This is a genomic window from Williamsia sp. z71 (genome assembly GCF_059553375.1).
Genome location: NZ_JCANWX010000002.1, coordinates 599,679 through 618,020 on the forward strand (window position 1 = coordinate 599,679; position 18,342 = coordinate 618,020).

The 18,342-nt window shown below is 64.5% G+C and carries 14 protein-coding genes; 13 read left to right on the forward strand and 1 reads right to left on the reverse strand.

The features are described from left to right. The first annotated feature begins 19 nt into the window (after positions 1-19). The 4 genes from AC51GR_RS06965 (at position 20) to ilvA (ending at position 6,871) form a co-directional block, all read left to right on the forward strand. Entirely contained in the window at positions 20-1,183 is a 1,164-nt protein-coding gene (locus AC51GR_RS06965; RefSeq protein WP_496323857.1) for a serine/threonine-protein kinase, read from the forward strand. A gap of 193 nt (positions 1,184-1,376) precedes the next feature. Then, positions 1,377-4,928 carry a DNA polymerase III subunit alpha gene (gene dnaE, locus AC51GR_RS06970; RefSeq protein WP_496323858.1) on the forward strand — a complete coding sequence of 1,184 codons (3,552 nt, stop codon included), beginning with the start codon at positions 1,377-1,379 and terminating at the stop codon, positions 4,926-4,928. A gap of 93 nt (positions 4,929-5,021) precedes the next feature. Next, positions 5,022-5,459: a nitroreductase family deazaflavin-dependent oxidoreductase gene (locus AC51GR_RS06975; RefSeq protein WP_496324114.1), complete on the forward strand. Its 438-nt coding sequence runs from the start codon at positions 5,022-5,024 to the stop codon at positions 5,457-5,459. A 56-nt stretch (positions 5,460-5,515) separates the two neighbouring features. Next, positions 5,516-6,871, forward strand: a complete 1,356-nt coding sequence (gene ilvA / locus AC51GR_RS06980) for a threonine ammonia-lyase IlvA (RefSeq protein WP_496323859.1) — start codon at positions 5,516-5,518, stop codon at positions 6,869-6,871. A 104-nt stretch (positions 6,872-6,975) separates the two neighbouring features. Here ilvA and treZ read toward each other — a convergent pair whose 3' ends face one another. After that, entirely contained in the window at positions 6,976-8,688 is a 1,713-nt protein-coding gene (gene treZ, locus AC51GR_RS06985) for a malto-oligosyltrehalose trehalohydrolase (protein WP_496323860.1), read from the reverse strand. Between the two features lie 466 nt (positions 8,689-9,154). On the opposite strand from treZ, the gene AC51GR_RS06990 reads away from it, so the two are divergent. From AC51GR_RS06990 to AC51GR_RS07030, 9 genes are read left to right on the forward strand one after another with little or no spacing between them, the layout of a single operon-like run. Continuing rightward, complete coding sequence (locus tag AC51GR_RS06990; protein WP_496324115.1) at positions 9,155-9,895, forward strand: MlaE family ABC transporter permease; 741 nt, start codon at positions 9,155-9,157, stop codon at positions 9,893-9,895. A 1-nt stretch (position 9,896) separates the two neighbouring features. Then, the gene (locus AC51GR_RS06995) at positions 9,897-10,763 is read left to right on the forward strand and encodes an ABC transporter permease (RefSeq protein ID WP_496323861.1); all 867 of its coding nucleotides are present in this window, start codon (positions 9,897-9,899) and stop codon (positions 10,761-10,763) included. Between the two features lie 4 nt (positions 10,764-10,767). Then, positions 10,768-12,069 carry an MlaD family protein gene (locus tag AC51GR_RS07000; protein WP_496323862.1) on the forward strand — a complete coding sequence of 434 codons (1,302 nt, stop codon included), beginning with the start codon at positions 10,768-10,770 and terminating at the stop codon, positions 12,067-12,069. Continuing rightward, the gene (locus AC51GR_RS07005) at positions 12,066-13,085 is read left to right on the forward strand and encodes an MCE family protein (RefSeq protein ID WP_496323863.1); all 1,020 of its coding nucleotides are present in this window, start codon (positions 12,066-12,068) and stop codon (positions 13,083-13,085) included. The genes AC51GR_RS07000 and AC51GR_RS07005 overlap by 4 nt, the downstream gene beginning before the upstream one ends. Then, complete coding sequence (locus tag AC51GR_RS07010) at positions 13,082-14,086, forward strand: MCE family protein (RefSeq protein WP_496323864.1); 1,005 nt, start codon at positions 13,082-13,084, stop codon at positions 14,084-14,086. Before AC51GR_RS07005 ends, AC51GR_RS07010 begins: the two co-directional genes overlap by 4 nt. Next, positions 14,080-15,204 carry an MCE family protein gene (locus tag AC51GR_RS07015; RefSeq protein WP_496323865.1) on the forward strand — a complete coding sequence of 375 codons (1,125 nt, stop codon included), beginning with the start codon at positions 14,080-14,082 and terminating at the stop codon, positions 15,202-15,204. Before AC51GR_RS07010 ends, AC51GR_RS07015 begins: the two co-directional genes overlap by 7 nt. After that, complete coding sequence (locus tag AC51GR_RS07020) at positions 15,201-16,319, forward strand: MlaD family protein (protein ID WP_496323866.1); 1,119 nt, start codon at positions 15,201-15,203, stop codon at positions 16,317-16,319. The genes AC51GR_RS07015 and AC51GR_RS07020 overlap by 4 nt, the downstream gene beginning before the upstream one ends. 10 nt (positions 16,320-16,329) lie before the next feature. Next, positions 16,330-17,487: an MlaD family protein gene (locus tag AC51GR_RS07025; RefSeq protein WP_496323867.1), complete on the forward strand. Its 1,158-nt coding sequence runs from the start codon at positions 16,330-16,332 to the stop codon at positions 17,485-17,487. Positions 17,488-17,543: 56 nt separating this feature from the next. Next, positions 17,544-18,314 (forward strand): hypothetical protein, encoded by a 771-nt coding sequence (locus AC51GR_RS07030; RefSeq protein WP_496323868.1) that lies wholly within the window; start codon positions 17,544-17,546, stop codon positions 18,312-18,314. The last annotated feature ends 28 nt before the right edge of the window (positions 18,315-18,342 follow it).

Below are 18,342 nucleotides of genomic sequence, written 5' to 3' on the forward strand. Positions count from 1 at the left end.
GTTGTGGGGAGGGGACACCATGTTGCAGCCGGGGTCCTGGATCGCCGGTTACCGGGTGGAGCGTGCCCTCGGCAGCGGTGGCATGGGCGCGGTATATCTGGCCAAACATCCCGAACTGCCCCGGAGCGACGCCATCAAGGTGCTCGGCGAGCAGGTCGGGCAGGACGAACAATTCCGTAAGAGGTTCTTGCGGGAGGCCGAGGTCGCGGCCGGGCTCGACCACCCCAATATCGTCACGATCTACAACCGGGGCCGCAGCGACGGCATGCTGTGGATCTCGATGCAGTACGTCGCGGGTACCGACTGCGCCCAGGAACTGTATCGGGCGCAGGAGAAAGCCGGTGCGCAGGTGGGTCTCCCGCCGCAGCGGGTCGTCCGGATCGCCGGTGAGATCGCCCGCGGCCTCGACTACGCCCATCGCCGGGGACTGCTGCACCGTGACATCAAACCGGCCAACATCCTGCTCTCGGAGTATGAATCGAGTGGATTCGGCGACGGGATCGACCGCGGTTACGCCACCGACGCCGATGAGCAGCGGGTGTTGCTGACGGACTTCGGCGTGGCGAAGGCGGCCGACGAGAAAGAGTCGCTGACCGTGGTCGGGACGGTCCTGGCGACCTTGTCCTATGCCTCACCCGAGCAGCTCAAGGGCCTGCCGGTCGATGCCCGGACAGATCAGTATTCTTTGGCGGCCACCACATTTCACCTGATCGCCGGCCGGGTTCCGTTCCAGGGCGAGGGCACCGCGGATGTCATCGCCGGACATCTGAGCAAACCGGTGCCGCGGTTGTCGGAGCTGGTCCCCGGGGTGCCGCCGGCGGTTGATTCGGTCATCGCCAAGGCCATGGCCAAGGAGGCCGACGACAGGTTCGCCAACTGCAGACAGTTCACCGATGCGCTGCAATCGGCACTGCGACAGGGCGGCGTGTCCACCTACTCGCCGCCGGTCTCGGCCGGGCCATCGACACCGCAACCGCAGCAGCCGGCGGGGCAGGGTTTCGTCCCCCAGCGGTATCCGCAGGCGACGCCGCCCGCGCACCAGGTGCCGGTGCAGTACCCACACCGGGCACCGACGTCGCCGGCGGCAGGCGATTCCGATTCCAACGCGGTGATGATCGCCCTGCTGATCGGGTTGGTCGTGGTGGCCATGGCGATCGTCGTGGCGATCTTCCTGGTCGTATGACGGGTCACAGTGGGTTGTGTGACGGGGTCACAGTGGGCCACAACAGGCACATCCGTCACTTCCTGAAGAGGTGTCCGCCGCGCCTGTCCGGGCTCGTCGGTACCCCCGCCTAGACTGAAGGCCTTGCGCCCGCGACCCGCTCTCGGCGGCGGCGTCGGCGTGGTGTTCGAGAGTTCGAATTGAGAGGTAGCGCGTGTCGGATTCGTTTGTCCATCTGCACAACCACACTGAGTACTCGATGCTCGACGGGGCGGCCAAGGTCAAACCGATGATGACCGAGGCCACCCGGTTGGAGATGCCCGCGATCGGCATGACCGACCACGGAAACATGTTCGGCGGCAGTGAGTTCTACAACGTCGCCACCGACATGGGTATCAAGCCGATCATCGGTATCGAGGCGTACATCGCCCCGGAGTCGCGACACAACACCAAACGCGTCCTGTGGGGTAGCCGGGACCAGAAGGGCGACGACGTCTCGGGTAGCGGCGCCTACACCCACATGACGATGGTGGCCGAGAACGCCACCGGTCTGCGCAACCTGTTCAAGCTCTCGTCGAGGGCGTCGATCGAGGGACAACTCGGCAAGTGGTCCCGCATGGATGCCGAGATCATCGCCGAGCACGCCGAGGGCATCATCGCGACCACCGGCTGTCCGTCCGGTGAGGTCCAGACCCGACTGCGGCTCGGCCATGAGAAGGAGGCGCTCGAGGCCGCCGCCAAGTGGCAGGACATCTTCGGCAAAGAGAACTTCTTCCTGGAGCTGATGGAGCACGGCCTCGAGATCGAGGGCCGCGTCCGCGACGGACTGCTCGAGGTCGGTCGCAAACTGGGCATCCCGCCATTGGTCACCAACGACTGCCACTACGTCACCAAAGACCACGCCTCCAGCCACGAGGCGCTGCTGTGCGTACAGACCGGCAAGACGCTGTCCGATCCGACGCGGTTCAAGTTCGACGGCGACGGCTACTACCTCAAATCGGCCGCCGAGATGCGCGAGCTGTGGGATCAAGAGGTCCCCGGTGGCTGCGACAACACACTGCTCATCGCCGAGCGGGTACAGAGCTACGGTGAGGTCTTCGAGCACCGTGACCGGATGCCGATCTTCCCGGTGCCCGAAGGCCATACGCAGCCCAGCTTCTTGCGCCAAGAGGTCGAGCACGGTCTGCGGACCCGCCGGTTCCCGGGCCGTGAGGTCCCGCAGGAATACCTCGACCGGGCGAGCTATGAACTCGACGTCATCATCCAGATGGGTTTCCCGGCATACTTTCTCGTGGTCGGTGACCTCATCCGGCACGCCAACGAGGTCGGTATCCGCGTGGGTCCCGGTCGTGGTTCGGCGGCCGGTTCGCTGGTCGCGTGGGCTCTGGGCATCACCAACATCGATCCCATTCCGTACGGTCTGCTGTTCGAGCGATTCCTCAACCCGGAGCGCGTGTCGATGCCCGATATCGACATCGACTTCGACGATCGCCGCCGTGGTGACATGGTGCGGTATGCGACCGAACGGTGGGGCAGCGACAAGGTCGCCCAGGTCATCACCTTCGGAACCATCAAGACCAAGGCCGCGATCAAGGACTCGGCCCGCGTCCAGTTCGGCCAGCCCGGGTATGCGATCGCCGACCGCATCACCAAGGCGCTTCCGCCGCCGATCATGGCCAAGGACATCACGATCGCCGGTATCACCGATACCGGCCATGAGCGGTACAAAGAGGCCAGCGAGGTCCGCACGCTCATCGAGACGGACCCGGATGTCAAGAAGATCTACGACACCGCCCTGGGTCTCGAGGGCCTGATCCGTAACGCCGGCGTCCACGCCTGTGCGGTGATCATGTCGTCCGAGCCGCTGACCGAGGCGATCCCGGTGTGGAAGCGCGCGCAGGACGGCGCCATCATCACCGGCTGGGACTACCCGTCGTGTGAGGCGATCGGCCTGTTGAAGATGGACTTTTTGGGGTTGCGCAACCTCACGGTCATCGGCGACACGATCGACAACATCAAGCTCAACCGCGGCTTCGACCTCGACCTCGACTCGTTGCCGCTGGACGACCCGGAAACCTACGAACTGGTGGCGCGTGGCGACACGCTCGGCGTCTTCCAGCTCGACGGTGGACCCATGCGAGAGCTCCTCAAACGTATGCAGCCCACCGGGTTCGGCGACATCGTCGCCGTGCTGGCGCTGTACCGGCCCGGTCCGATGGGCATGAACGCCCACAACGATTACGCCGACCGCAAGAACAACAAGCAGCCGGTCAGCCCGATCCACCCGGAACTCGAAGAGCCGCTCAAGGAGATCCTGGGCGACACCTACGGCCTGATCGTCTACCAAGAGCAGATCATGCAGATCGCGCAGAAGGTCGCCGGATACTCGCTCGGACAGGCCGACCTGTTGCGCCGGGCCATGGGTAAGAAGAAGCTGTCCGTGCTCGAGGAGGCCTACGCGGGTTTCCGGCAGGGCATGCTGGACAACGGATTCTCCGAGGCCGCGATCAAGGCGCTGTGGGACACCATCCTGCCGTTCGCCGGATACGCGTTCAACAAGTCGCACGCGGCCGGCTACGGCCTGGTCTCGTTTTGGACCGCTTACCTCAAGGCCCATTACCCGGCCGAGTACATGGCCGGGCTGCTCACCTCGGTGGCCGACGACAAGGACAAGGCCGCCATCTACCTGGCCGACTGCCGACGCCTCGGGATCACGGTGTTGCCGCCGGATGTGAACGAGTCGCAGCAGAACTTCTCCGCTGTTGGTGAGGACATCCGGTTCGGCATGGCCGCGGTGCGCAACGTCGGCAGCGGCGTCGTCGCGTCGATCATCGAAGCGCGCGAAGAGAAGTCGAAGTTCACCAGCTTCTCGGACTACCTGGCGAAGATCAGCGTGACGGCCTGCAACAAGAAGGTCACCGAATCACTGATCAAGGCCGGGGCCTTCGATTCGCTCGGCCATCCGCGCAAGGGCTTGTTCCTGGTCCACGCCGACGCGGTCGATGCGGTTCTGGGAACCAAGAAGGCCGAGGCGATCGGACAGTTCGACCTGTTCGGCGATGCCGGTGGCGACGGCGGTGGTGGCGTGACCGACGATGCGTTCGCCGTGAAGGTCCCGGACGAGGAGTGGGATACCAAGCACAAACTCGCGCTGGAGCGAGAGATGTTGGGGCTCTACGTCTCCGGGCATCCGCTCAACGGCGTCGAGCACGTCATCTCGGCCCAGACGGACACCTCGATCAGCTCGCTGCTCGAAGGCAATGCGAAAGACGGTGCCCAGATCGTGATCGGCGGCATCATCTCGGCCGTCACCCGACGGGTCAACAAGAAGGGCGAGTCGTACGCCGTTGTCCAGATCGAGGACATGGTCGGTGGTGTCGAGGTCTACTTCTTCCCGCGGGCCTATCAGGCATTCGGCATGGACATCGCCGCCGATGCCGTGGTGTTGGTGAAGGCGCGCGTCAACCTGCGCGACGACAGCATGATGATCTCCGCGAATGACCTTGCCGTTCCTGATCTTTCGCATGTCGGAGTCGCCAAGCCGGTGTCGCTGATCATGCCGACGAGACTGTGCACCGCCGACCGGGTCAGTGCGCTCAAGCAGGTGCTGGTCCGTCATCCCGGAACGTCCGACGTCCACGTCCGGTTGACCAGCGGTTCCAAGGAGACCACTCTGAAACTTGACGATCAGCTGCGCGTCAACCCGACGTCGGCGCTGATGGGTGACCTCAAGGCGTTGCTCGGACCGTCCTGTTTGAGCGTGTAGATCCGCTGCCGGGTCGAGGAATGCCGGCCCGGCGGGGGAGATTGACCGAAGTTGTGCACGCGGTTCGTGCACATGAACACATATGGAGGATCGATGCCACTGCAGGGTGAATACGAGCCGAGTCCCACCGACTGGGCACGCAAGCAGGCCGAAGAGATCGTCGAGTCCGGCGGTACCAAGGGCACCGAGCTCAACGGTATGCCGGTCGTGGTGCTGACCACGGTGGGCAACAAGTCCGGCAAGCTCCGCAAATCGCCGCTGATGCGGGTGGAGCACGATGGCAAGTACGCGGTGGTCGCCTCGCTGGGCGGCGCACCGAAGAACCCGGTCTGGTACTACAACGTCGTTGCGCACCCGCAGGTCGAACTCCAGGACGGCCCCAAGGTGATGGACATGGTCGCCCGTGAGGTGTTCGGGGACGAGAAGGCGATCTGGTGGGAACGCGCCGTCGAGGCCTACCCGCCCTACGCCGACTACCAGAAGAAGACCGATCGCCAGATCCCGGTGTTCGTCCTCGAACCCGCGCAGTAAACCGGGCGGGTGTGGCGGCGGAAGCCTCGTTTCGGAGAAGTGAGACCATAGCTGGCGTGACTAGTGGATCTCCGACCGACAACATCATCGCCACACCGCTCGATGCCGCCGCGATCGACGCGGCGGCCGAGCGCATCCGTGACGTGGTTGTCGCCTCTCCGCTGCAGCTGTCCGAGCGTTTGTCCGCGCGCACCGGCGCAACGGTGTACCTCAAGCGGGAAGACCTGCAGTCGGTGCGCTCGTACAAGATTCGTGGCGCCTACAACGTCATGGCACAGCTCACGGGCGCCGAGCGGGACGCCGGAGTGGTCGCCGCCAGCGCGGGCAATCACGCCCAGGGTGTGGCCTACGCGGCCCGCAGCATGGGGATTCGGGCCCGGATCTACATACCGACCAATACACCCAAGCAAAAATGTGACCGGATTCGTTGGCACGGTGGCGAATTCGTTGAACTCATTGCCGTCGGAGACACTTACGACGCGGCGGCGGCCGCGGCGCTGACCGATGTCGCGGCCACCGGAGCCACCTGGATCCACGCGTTCGACGATCCGCGGACCGCGGCCGGACAGGGCACCATCGCCAAGGAGATCGTCGCCCAACTCGGCGTGATGCCCGATCTGGTGGTCGTGCCGGTCGGCGGCGGCGGCGCACTGGCCGGCATCACGACGTACCTGCGCGCACACAGCGACGAGGTCCGCATCGTCGGCGTCGAACCGACCGGGGCGATCTCACTGTCCGCGGCACTGGTCGACGGTGGTCCGGTCACCCTGAACAAGATCGATCCGTTTGTCGATGGCGCCGCCGTCCGGCGGATCGGCAACATCGGACATCAGGTCATGGTCGCCGCCGGTGCGACGGTCGCCTCGCATCCGGATCTGCCGCCGGCGAGCACGGTGCATCATGACATCGACAAGCTGCCCCTCGGCGGCTCACACATCACCCACGTCGACGAGGGTGCGATCTGCTCGGCGATGCTGGAGCTCTACCAGAACGAGGGCATCATCGCCGAACCCGCCGGCGCGTTGTCGGTGACCGCACTCGACGATCTGCCGATCGAACCGGGCTGGACCGTGGTCTGCCTTCTCTCCGGTGGCAACAACGACGTCTCGCGCTACGGCGAGGTCATCGAACGGTCCCTGGTTCATCGTGGCCTCAAGCATTACTTCCTGGTCGACTTCCCGCAGGAGCCCGGCGCCCTGCGGCGATTCCTCGACGAGGTCCTCGGTCCGGACGACGACATCACGCTGTTCGAGTACGTCAAACGCAACAACCGGGAGACCGGTGCCGCGTTGGTCGGTATCGAACTCGGATCGCCGGACGGTCTGGGCCCGCTGCTCGGCCGCATCGACAACTCCCGTCTGACGTGTGAGCGTCTCGAACCCGGATCACCGGCCTACCGCTACCTCACCTGACCCGAACCCACCACCCCAAACGAGCCGGTTGTACGAGGACGAGCCACAAATATGTGGCTCATCCTCGTATAACCGGCTCGTTTGTGATGAGGGGGCCCCGGGGATCAGGCCCGGCGCAGCACCGCCGCGTTGTGGCCGGCCATCGTGCCGTCCGCGGGCGGTTCCCACGCCACCAACACGGTGCCGGTGAACGGCAGAGGGACGGGCTGCTCGGTGAGGGTGACGATCGTGGTGATGGCGCCACGATGCATCGCGAACCAGGTGCCGTCGGCGGCCCAGTCGGTGGTCACCGAGTCGAAGGTGTCCGCTGACAGGTCGGGTTCGCCACTGCGCAGCGCGATCAGGGAGCGATAGAAGCCGAGCACCCGGGCATGCTCGCCGACGCCGAGCTCATCCCAGCGCAACTTTGAACGCTCAAAGGTCTGCGGGTCCTGCGGATCGGGAACCTCCTCGGCATCCCAGCCGTGTTCGGCGAACTCGGACTTGCGGCCGTTCGCGGTCGCCTCACCGAGTTCTGGCTCCGGATGCGAGGTGAAGAACTGGAATGGTGTGCTCGCCGCCCACTCCTCGCCCATGAACAGCATCGGGGTGAATGCGGAGGTGAGCACCAGCGCCGCCTTCACCGCGAGTTGTCCGGCGCTCAGATACTCGCCGGGCCGGTCGCCGATCGCGCGATTGCCGATCTGGTCGTGGTTGCAGGTGTAGACCACCAGCGAGGTGGCCTTGATCCGCGCGGGATCGATCGGCCGGCCGTGCCTGCGGCGCCGGAAGGACGAGTACGTCCCGGCATGGAAGAAGCCTTCCCGCAATACCTTCGACAGGCATCCGAGACTGCCGAAGTCGGCGTAATAGCCCTGACGTTCACCCGAGACGGCGGTGTGGATCGCGTGATGGACGTCGTCGCACCACTGCGCGGCCAGACCGTACCCGCCGAACTCGCGCGGGGTGATCAATCGGGGATCGTTGAGGTCGCTCTCGGCGATCAGCGACAGCGGCCTGCCCACCCGGGCCGAGAGTTCGTCGGTGCGGATCTGGAGTTCCTCGAGCAGGTGCAGGGCGGTCCGGTCGACGAGGGCATGGACCGCGTCGAGCCGTAGACCGTCGACATGGAACACCTCCATCCATCGTAATGCGGAGCCGAGGATGAACTCCCGGACCTCGTCGGAGTCGGCCTCGTCCAGGTTCACCGCCTGACCCCAGCTGTTCGCGCCGGACGTCATGTACGGGCCGAAGTCCGGCAGGTAATTGCCCGACGGGCCCAGGTGGTTGTAGACGGCGTCGATGATGACGCCGAGTCCGCGCCGATGGGCCGCATCCACGAACCGGACCAACGCGTCCGGGCCGCCGTAGGGTTCGTGAACCGCGTACCAGCCGACGCCGTCGTAACCCCAGTTGTGGGTGCCGTTGACGGCATTGACCGGCATCAGTTCGACGAACTCGACTCCCAGTGAGATCAGGTGATCGAGTCTGTCGATCGCCGCGTCCAGGGTTCCGGCGGGCGTGAATGTTCCGATGTGCAGTTCGTAGATGACCGCGCCGGCAACCGGCTTGCCCTCCCACCCGGAGTCGGTCCAGACCTGTTCGGCGACCTCGTGAACCTGACTGAGTCCGTGGACACCGTCCGGTTGTCGCGGCGAACGTGGATCGGGGAGCGGCTCGGTCGAGTCGTCGATCAGGTATCCGTAGCGGGCTCCGGGGGCCGCGCTGACGGGCGATTCCCACCAATCACCGGGGCGCGGCAGCATCTCGTGCGTCGTGCCGTCGATGATCACACGCATTTTCTGGGCGACAGGGGCCCACACAGGAAGAAATGTCACTCCTGAACCGTATGTCCTCTAGCCCGGGAGCGTCGCCTGTCCAGGCGCCCCAAATCGCTCCGGGCTGCGGGCTAAGTTAACGAGTAATCGCACCGGGTATCGATTTTGACCGGGCGGTGGGCTGGTGTGACTTCGCACGCTGCCGGTGTTCAGGGGAATTCGGCGGAGTCCCGTATTGCATGAGTTGCTTTTTGAAACGGGCTTTTCCACGAAGCCGAGCGTGTTCGCTGGGCGGTTCGATATCGATGTGGCACTATGAGCGAACTCACACAATTCGGTTACGTGTGGCGGGGGCCGCAGACGAAGCCGAGGCGTAGCTCAACCATTCCGACGAAGGCAGGGTGTGACTACACAATCCGTGACGGCAGGCATCGGGGGAGCTGCCGCGGCGCGCAGGAGGACGGCACCGCTCACGCGGTGGTTCCGCGAGCACATCGTTGCCTCCTTCGAGACCTTCGGCCGGCAGATGACGCTCTTTCTCGAGGTCTTCAAGGTCCTCTTCGTCGACATCATCAAGCGTCGGTTCCCGTTCGGTGAGTTCATCCGCCAATGTGCGTTCATGGCAAACACTTCGGTGGTCCCCACCCTGCTGGTGGCCATCCCGGTCGGCGTGATCGTCTCCATTCAGGTCGGCAACATCGCCAACCAGATCGGCGCGACCTCGTTCTCGGGCGCGGCCACCGGCCTCGGGGTGATCCGGCAGGGCGCGCCGCTGGTGACCTCCCTGCTGCTCGCCGGTGCCGTCGGTTCGGCCATCGCGGCCGATCTGGGTTCGCGGACCATTCGCGACGAGATCGACGCGATGAGGGTGATGGGCGTCAATCCGACCCAGCGACTCATCTCGCCGCGACTGCTCGCGACGATGGTCGTCAGCTTCCTGCTCTGTGGCTTCGTCTGTTTCATCGGGTTCGTCACCGGTTACGTGTTCAACGTCTACGCCCAAGGTGGGACGCCGGGTAGCTACACCGGCACATTCGCGTCGTTCGCCAGTCCCGCCGACCTCGCCTTCGCCATTCTCAAGGCGGTGATCTTCGGTGCCATTGTCGCGGTGGTCGCATGCGATCGCGGTCTCAACACCAAAGGTGGACCGTCCGGCGTCGCCAACTCGGTCAACGCCGCCGTCGTCAATTCGGTGATCCTGCTGTTCACCGTCAACGTGATCCTGACCCAGATCTTCGCCGTGCTCGTCCCGACGAGGGTGGTCTGAGATGGTTGCGTCCAAATACACGCCCCCGGCGCTGAAGCCGCTCGAGTGGGGAAAGAAGGTCTATTCGGGACCCCGCGACGTCCTGGTTCTGATCGGTCACCAGGTCACGTTCCTGGTGCGGTCGGTCGGTGCCGTCCCGATCGCGTTCAAGCACTACAGCAAAGAGATCTGGCGCCTGCTCTCCGATGTCACCTGGGGCAACGGCGCCATCGTGGTCGGCGGCGGAACGATCGGCGTGATCATCCTGCTGGGCATCATGGGCGGTGCCACGGTCGGCATCGAGGGCTACACCGCGCTGAATCTGCTCGGGATGTCCCCGGTGACCGGTGCCGTGTCGGCGTTCGCGACGACCCGCGAGCTGGGTCCGCTGCTCGCGGCCGTGGCGTTCACCGCGCAGTCGGGTTGCCGGTTCACCGCACAACTGGGCTCGATGCGGATCAGTGAGGAGATCGACGCGCTCGAATCGATCGCGATCCGCCCGATGCCGTACCTCGTCACCACCCGGATGATCGCAGCCGTGATCTGCATCATCCCGCTCTACTCGGTCTCACTGGCCGCGAATTACATTGCCTGCCAGGTGATGTTCCAGTTGCAGAGTGGGCAGGGCAGCGGTGTCTACCTGTCGTACTTCTACCAGTTCATCCTCTCTCGCGACATGGTCTACTCGGTCATCAAGGTGGTCATCTTCGTCATGCTCACCACGTTCATCCAGTGCTACTACGGCTTCTTCGCCTCGGGTGGTCCCGAGGGTGTCGGGGTCGCCGCCGGACACGCGATCAGACTGTCGATCATCGTGCTGGTCTTCGCGAATCTCTTGCTGACCCTGGTCTTCTGGGGTCTGTCGCCCGGCATCCGGATCTCGGGGTGAAGTCATGTTCGTAGACACAACCGGGCGCAACCCGTCGGCCACCCAGTACCTGCTGCGTGGCCTCGCATTCGTGATCGTCGTGATCCTGATCCTGGCGGTGCTCGCGCTGCGGTATCAGGGCGCTTTCGACGAGAAGGTGGAGGTCACCGCCGGCCTCGAGGACATCGGGGACGGTCTGGTCACCCAGGCCGACGTGCGGTACAACGGGCTCATCGTCGGTGCGGTGACCGCGGTCGAGGTCACCGACACCAGTCTGTCGGACGTGAAGATCAACATCGTCCCCGAACAGGCGTCGGGCATTCCGGCGAACGTGACCGCCCGGACGGTCCCGAGCAACCTCTTCGGTGTGAACTCGGTCGAACTGATCCCGCCTGCCGACCCGAAGGGGCACCTGTCGAGCGGGAGCAAGATCACCGCCGACGAGTCCAAGGAGACCATCGCCCTGCAGTCGGTGCAGAACGAACTCCGCGAGTTGTTCACGGCCGTACCGCCGGAGGAGATCGGCCGCGTCCTGGCGACCATTGCCGAGGCACTGCGTGGTGGCGGCAACGTGTTCAGCGCATTCGTCGGCACACTCAACCAGTACTGGAAACAGATCAACGCGCAGTTCCCTGATGGTGCGCCCCCGGGTTTCGACAACTTCAACGAGTCGATGCGGGGGATCGCGGAATCCACACCCGAACTCCTCGACGCGATGGGGCGTGCGGTGGTGCCGTCGCTGACGATCATCGAGCGCCGGCGTGAACTGGTGAGCACCCTGACCTCGGCACAGGGCATGATCGACGGCCTGCAGACGCTGTTCGCGGCCAACGGTGACGGCGGTATCCGGATCGTCAACGACCTCAACACCCTGACCGGTGCCATCGCGGTGGATGCCGACGCATTACCGCAGAGCCTGGCCGCGCTCAACGTACTCGCCGGCAAGGTCCTGACCGTGTTCACCGGCACCAATGGCAAGCCCATGCTCAACATCGGTGTCAGCTTCAGCCCGTTCCAGATGTACAAGCACCAGAACTGCCCGGTCTACAACGGCGGGGAATACGGGATGACCCGGGGGCCGGGCTGTACCGGACCCGGTACCGGTACCGGACCGACCAATTCGGGTCCGCTGGCGATCACCCCCGCCGGCTCCAGGACCCCGACGACAACCGGCGACACGACCCCCGCCTCCTCGCCGGGCGTTGTCACCACCGCGACCGACAACAAGACCCTGGAGGCCGCGCTGGAACGGAAGCCGTCCGCGGCCGAGACGTTGATGCTGGGGCCGCTGGTGCAGTCCGTCCGAGTTCAGGGAGGTGGGAGATGAGTTATCGCAAGCCGTTGATCGGGTTCTGTCTCTTCGCCGTCCTGGCCCTGGTGCTGACCTGGACCATCTGGTCGACACTGGAACGTTCGGTGTCGGGTGAGACGAACACGTACACCGCCCACTTCAACGACGTGGCAGGTCTGCACGAAGGTGACGACGTCCGAATGGCCGGTGTCCGGGTGGGCCGGGTCGCGTCGATCGAGCTCGATCGCAACCGCGCCGAGGTGGAGTTCGAGGTCCAGAACAACCAGTCGGTCTTCACCAACACCCGCGCGTCGATCAAGTATCAGAACCTCATCGGGCAGCGGTACCTCGGGTTGGAGCTGGTCGAGGATTCCGAACAGCAGCGGATGAAGGCGGGCTCGACGTTGTCGGAACCGTCGCAGGACTCGTTCGATGTATCCGCGTTGCTGGCCGGATTCCAGCCGGTGTTCGACACCCTGGAACCGGAGCAGGTCAACCAGCTCTCGGAGAGCCTGGTCCAGACCTTCCAGGGCAACGAGGTCTCGCTGAGCTACACGATTGCCCAGATCGGTGAGGTCGCCTCCGATTTCGCCAACCGCGACCAGGTGATCGCCGCCGTCATCACCAACCTCAGTGCGGTGATGGGTGACCTGAGCAAGCAGGGCGAACAGATGCAGGAGCTCGTGAGCAACCTGGCCGGTTTGATCGAGGGTCTCAATGCCAACTCGCCCGCGCTGGGCGCCGCCGTCGACAGCATCGGCAGCGCGACCGATCGTCTCGGTGGGCTGATCGGTCAGATCCGGCCCGACGTCGCGTCGATCGGCAGCGGTCTGCAGAGCACCACCAGCGAGCTGATCGGCATCGGCGCCAAGCTCGACCAGTTGGCCATCGACCTGCCGCTGTTCCTGGCGCATTTCCCGATGGTCATGGGGCAGGGCACATACCTGAACATCTATGCCTGCGATCTGGACGTGTCCATCGGCGGGGTGTTGTTCCCGCCGGGACTGATCAGTCAGATCGGCGGCAGTGAGCACTCGGTGGTGTGCCGATGAGCGTGTTCAATCGGGACCGGCTCCGAACGAGCTGGCGCAACAGCCGATTCATCTGGCTGGGTGTCCTGGGTGCGGTGGCGTTGCTGGTCGTCGTCGGGGCGACGTTTGTGTTGTCCGACTCGGGAATCGGTAAACGTGAGTACACGGCCGACTTCTCCCAGGCCGGCGGTATCCGGCCCGGTGACAAGGTCCGGGTGGCCGGCATCGATGTGGGTGAGGTGTCGTCGACCGAACTCGCCGGTGACCACGTCGAGATCGCCATGGAGGTCGAGAGAGACGTCGAGGTGATGGTGGACGGCTCGGCGGAGATCAAGCTCTCCACGCTGCTGGGACAGCGATTCATCGACCTGAAGGTCGGGGATTCGACCGAGGAGCTGAGCGGGTCGCGGATCCCCAACACCCAGGTGCCCTACGACCTCCAGAAGACCATCGAGCGCGGCACGCCGGTGCTCGCCGGTATCAACGCGGGCGAACTGGCCGACAGCGTCGACGCACTGAACAAGCAGTTGGCCGACGCACCCGGGGTCACCACGCAGACGCTGGATGCACTGACGCAGATGTCGCAGGTGATCACCGACCGCACCGACCAGATCAACCTGCTGATCCAGGACACCGAGACGGTCACCGACGTGATCAGCAGTAGCCAGTACCAGCTCTCGGTGATCGTCGGGCAGGGTCAACTGCTGGCCCAGAAGATCGCGACCAGGCAAGAAATGGTGGCACGCATGCTCGACGGTGTCGCCGAATTGTCGAACGAGATGGAGGCGCTGGCGGCGGAGAACAACAACGAGTTCGCGCCGCTGGTGATGAACCTGAACACCATCTCCGAGGGCATGGAGAAGAACCGGGACAACCTGCGGCATCTGCTCGAGGTGTTGCCGCTGACCGTGCGCGTGATCGCCAACACCACCGGTTCCGGTCCGTACGCGATGGGATATCTCCCGTGGGGTCTGTTCCCCGACAACTGGCTCTGCGCAGCAAATGTGGTGGCCGGATGCTGAATCGAATGGATTCCGCCGCCTCGGGGGCACACCAGCGCCGCACGATTGTCCTGATCGCGGTTTTGCTGACCACGGCGTTGGTGGGCTCTGGTTGCTCACTGATCCCGGAGCGGCTCAAACACGCCGCCGGGCAGTCGATCAAACTGACCGCCTACTTCGACAGCGTTGCCGGCCTATATGTCGACAACGACGTCTCGGTGCTCGGCATGCCGGTGGGTCGGGTCCTGGCGATCACCCCGCAGGGGGAACGCGTCAAGGTCGAGTTCACCGTCGACGACGACATCCCGATTCCCGTCGATGCCACCGCGGCGATCATCAACACCTCGTTGGTGACCACCCGGCACGTCGAGTTGTCGCCGCCGTATGTCGAGGGGCCCAGGCTCGAAGAGGGCGACACGCTGGCAGACGCGAAGTCGCCGGTCGAGATCGGCGCCCTGTTCGATACCGTCGACAATCTGGTGGAGGAGTTCCGATCCGACCCGGACGGCAACGGGCCACTCGGCGACATGCTGACCATCTCGGCCGGCATCTTCGGCGGCAACGGTGAGCGCATGAAAACCGCGATCGACGAGCTGGGCAAGTTCGCCCAGGTCGGTGTCGACAACGGTGACGCCCTGGTCGAGGTCATCAAGAACATGTCGGAGCTGACCACCGCACTGGTGGAGAACTACCCGAAGATGACCGCGTTCTCGGACTCGCTCACGGACGTGTCGCAGCTGCTGGGCGATCAGTCGGTCGGACTCCAGGCGACGCTCGACGCACTGAACCAGACCCTGAACAACACCGCGGTGTTCCTCGAGGCGAACACCAACACACTCGGTGGCGCGATGGGTCGGCTGGCCGGGTTGATCAGCAACCTGAGTGACTATTCGCGCCAGTTGGTCGACACCATCGATGTCGCGCCGTTGGCGTTCGAGAACCTGGCGAACTCGGTGTCGACGGAACAACGGGCCTGGCGTGCGCAGGTCCTGGTCGACAAGTCGCTGCTCGACAACGAGCTCCTCGGGACGTTCTGTGAGGCGATCAACCTGGACGCAGACGGTTGCCGGACCGGTAAGTTGACCGGCTTCGGACCGGACCTCGGTGTGTTCTCGGCGCTGGTGGAGTTGAACAAATGAGGACAGTGAAGTGGGCCGGAAATAAGTTGCACGCGAGTGTGATCGGGGCCGTGGCGGCAACGATGTTGCTCTCGGGATGTGGCGCGATTCCCAGCCTGACGATCGAACAGTTGCCGATGCCCGCACCCGGCGGTGTCGGTGACGGCTACGAGATCAACGGGTCGTTCGGCAACGCGCTCAACCTGCCGTCACGGGCCAAGGTGAAGCTGAACGGCAACGACGTCGGCCTGGTGGAGACGATCACCGCCAACAATTACCGGGCAGATGTCACGATGCGCGTCCGCAAGGACATCGAGTTGCCGGTCGGTACCGGAGCCCAACTCCGCCAGGCGACCCCACTCGGCGACGTCTTCGTGGCGTTGCTGCCGCCGGAGCAGGCCACGTCGGCGGCGTTGATGGCGTCGGGTGACACCCTCACCGGCGAGATGACCGAGGCCGCCACCGTCGAGGACCTGCTGGTGACCGCGACCGCGTTCGTCGACGGTGGCGCCATCAAGAATCTGACCGAGATCATCAACGAACTGTCCGACGCGATCGGCGGCAAGTCGGAGGACCTGACCGGGGTGATCTCGGGATTGACCACCGGTGTGAGCCGTCTGGCCATGAACACCGAGGAGATCGACGCCTCGCTCGCGTCGTTGAACGCGGTGGCCACCGACCTGGCCGACGGCCGGACCGAGTTGCTGGCGTCGATCGGCACGGTGGGCCCGGCACTGGATGTGGTCAACGGTCAGATCCCGTCGATCGTGACGACGATGAACAAGACCAAGGCCGTCACCGATGCGCTCAACGACTTCCTCGACAGCCAGAGTGCGAACACCGTCGAGTTGGCCAACAACCTCGCCATGGATGTCGAGGCGTTCGGCCGCGCCGCCGGTGAGCTCGGTCCGCTGGCCGACAGGCTCCGGGTGCTGACTCCCAAATGGGTCGACGCCACACCCGGCAGCGCTGCCACCGTGTCCGCGAGGGTCTGGTACCTGTCGCCGGGATTCGGATTCGATTCCCGCAGCAGACTTCCCGAGATGGAGGACCTCACCAATGGTGTCAACAGTCTGGAACAGACGCTGACCAGGGTGCTGGCCCGCCTGACCGGTACGCGCGGATGTTGTGGGTGAGGGGCGAGCGATGACAGCCTGGTTGTACAAACACAAGATCTTGCTCTCCAACCTTGCCCTGGTGCTCGTGATGTTCGTCGGCATCGGTTACCTGAGCCTGGGCGTGCTGCGCTGGCGGCCACTCGACGACACCTACGAACTGACCGTCGAGTTCGCCAATTCCGGTGGCGTGCAGAGCACGTCCGATGTGACGTTGCGTGGGGCCCGTGTCGGTGCGGTCGATCAGATCCGGGCCACCCCGACCTCGGTCGAGGTGACGGTCGTGATCGACTCCGAGTACAAGATCAGCAAGGACTCGCATGTCGCGGCACTCGGTCTGTCCGCCGTCGGTGAGCAATACGTCGACTTCCAGCCGAGTACCGCCGACGGACCGTACTTTTCGAATGGTGACAAGATCTCGACCACACAGACGTCGTCGACCGTCGCGTTCCCGAAATTGCTCGAATCGTCACTGGACGTGGTCCGACAGATCGATGCGGAGAAACTGAGTGTCACCATCGACGAACTCGACATCGCACTCGACAGCGATGGGAAGAACCAACTGCGCGCGTTGTTCAACAGCGGCGGCGTGATCTTCGCCGACCTCTATCGGGTACTACCGGAAACGGTGACGCTGATCCAGAACACCGGAACGATCCTGGAGACGACGGCCGACATCCAGCCCGACCTGGGAACGCTGACAACCGGTATCGGTGATCTGATCGACGCCCTGGTCGCCTCGGACCAGGAGTTGCGTACCTTCCTCGGGCGGGCACCGGCGCAGCTGACCACCCTGAGCGGTTCCCTCAACCAGTTGACCGATCCGTTGTCGGGTGTACTGACGCAGTTCCTCGACATCGCGGAGCAGGGTGCGTTGCGTGCGCCGGCGCTGGTCAATCTATTCCCGGCGATCCGCGACGGTGCGATCACCTCGCAGGCGATGTTCCACGACGGTGCCTGGTGGGCCTACGGGTCGATCTATCCACGACCGTACTGCGAGTACCCGGTGTTGCCGGAACCGCCGACCGAGATCCTCGAGGCCACGGTGCCGGTCAACCTGTACTGCGTGACCGAGGATGAGACACAACAGATCCGCGGGGCGTCCAACGCTCCACGGCCGCCCGGCGATGACACCGCCGGACCGCCCCCGAATTTCGATCCGAACGCGCGTACCGTCCCGTTGGGCTGAGCTACCGGAGCATTACGCGCCACCGTCCGACAATTGTTATGAGGTAGAAACGCCGTATGGCCGAGAACAGCAGACCCGAAACCGAAGGCGAGCCCACCGAGGGTGTCTCGATGGGCAAGAAGCCCACGGGGAAGCCGCGACGCAAAGCCGCGGGTCCGGAGGTCGACGCGCCGACAGTCGAAACCGCTGTACCGGGACCGATCGCCGCTGAATCGAATACCAAGAGCGGCAAGCAGATCACCATCAGCCTTGCGGTCGTCGGAAAAGTTCTCGCCGGTGCGGTCGTTGTCGCACTGTTGGGTGCCGTGATCTTCTTCGGCGTCAACTGGAAGTCGGACAAGGCCGAGCTCGACGCGGCGGCGGACGCGAAGAAGGCGTCCGACTACTTCGTCACCCAACTGCTCGATTCGATGAACACCACCACCGCCGGTGAGTACGTCAACCGGATGTCGCCGTTGACCACCGGCGCGTTCCGCGACAACCTGCTCAACGAGCGGGAGAAGACCCAGACCGACATCGCCTCCATGCAACTCAAGATCACCCCCGAGATCTGGTCGTCGGGTGTGGTGTCGAACACGACCGACACGGCAACCACACTGGTGGTCGCCGAGATCACCGGCACCAGCAGCGTGGCGACCACTCCGGTCACCAACCTCGGTATGTTCCAGCTGACGATGGAGAAACACGACGGCAAATGGCTGGTGTCCCAGATGGATCCGGGTCCGTCGAGCACCGGCATCGGTTCAGCCGACACCGGTACCGGCGCGGATCCCAACGTCACCGCACCCGCTCCGACCCCCGAGCCCGCTCCGGCGCCCGCCGGCTGATCCGTCGACCGTGCCCATATCACCGTCG